This is a genomic window from Oleiphilus sp. HI0123 (assembly GCF_001635315.1).
The window spans coordinates 1-1,094 of record NZ_LWGE01001825.1 but is presented as its reverse complement, the minus strand read 5'-3'; the positions used below and the strand labels follow the sequence as shown (position 1 = coordinate 1,094).

At 46.7% G+C, this 1,094-nt stretch carries 1 protein-coding gene; it reads left to right on the top strand.

The genetic code is table 11. From position 1 onward, the window contains the following. Window positions 1-538 precede the first annotated feature (538 nt). On the top strand, window positions 539-1,075 hold the full coding sequence (locus tag A3761_RS24555; RefSeq protein ID WP_068516141.1) for a DUF924 family protein: 537 nt from the start codon (window positions 539-541) through the stop codon (window positions 1,073-1,075). Window positions 1,076-1,094 lie beyond the last annotated feature (19 nt).

Below are 1,094 nucleotides of genomic sequence, written 5' to 3'. Positions count from 1 at the left end.
ATGGATGCCTCCGCATTATGAGCCCGAGAACGAAGGGGAAGTGCTGGACGAAATGCAGCGTACGTTTCAGGTTTAGATGTATGATTTGAAGGCGGCTTACTTAAGTTAGCCCTTTTCTGAAAAGAGGGCTGTAACCAATGGCACTTACTTAAGCTTGATTTCGCCCCGAAACTCGTCATTCCCGCGCACAAGGTGAATTGCGCAGCAAGAGAGGGCCGCCTGGGCGGGGCGGGAATCCATTGTTTTTCAGCCGTTTGGCTGACCTAGAGAGTTAAAAAAGACTAGAAATCTATAGGTTAGCGATAGTCATGGTCCTTCAATTTCATTGAGTTAGCCTCAAAACAATGGATTCCCTTGTTCAAGGGAATGACGCCAATTTCTCCTTAAGTAAGTGCCATTCAGGGCTGTAACTTTTTATCGACTCTGTAGGCAGAGGGTTCTACCCCTCGCCGAGTCGCCCTTAGCTCTCGACGACTCGCATTTGTGTGTTTCAAGGTCTACAGTTAGGTTTTACTTAATTAAGGACTTAGCTGAAACAATGTGCCAATCTGTATTGAGTTTCTGGTTTGAAGAAATCGAACCTTCGAGCTGGTTTGTTAAGGACTCTGATTTCGACGCCCTGATTCAAGGGCGTTTTGCTTCCTTGCACCGCCAAGCGAATGCGGGGGAACTCTACACTTGGCGTTCAAGCCCCGAAGGCCGGTTGGCTGAGATTATCGTTCTAGATCAATTCTCTCGAAATATGTATCGAGATACGCCGGCTGCTTTCGCTTCTGATACACTTGCTTTGGTGCTGGCTCAGGAAGCGATCGCTTGTCGTGCAGATTTAGCACTTGAACCCACTGAGCGAAGTTTTCTGTATATGCCTTTCATGCATAGTGAATCAAGAGCGATTCATGAAGTTGCGTTGTCGCTTTATTCTCAAAAGGGTTTGGAGCGCAATCTTGAATTTGAAAAGCGCCATAAGGAAATTATTGATCGTTTTGGTCGCTACCCTCATCGTAATCAGATACTTGGAAGAGAGTCGAGTCAGCCAGAGTTAGCGTTTCTGGAGCAGCCAGGCTCGTCTTTCTGATTAAGTGCTTTTTGGCATC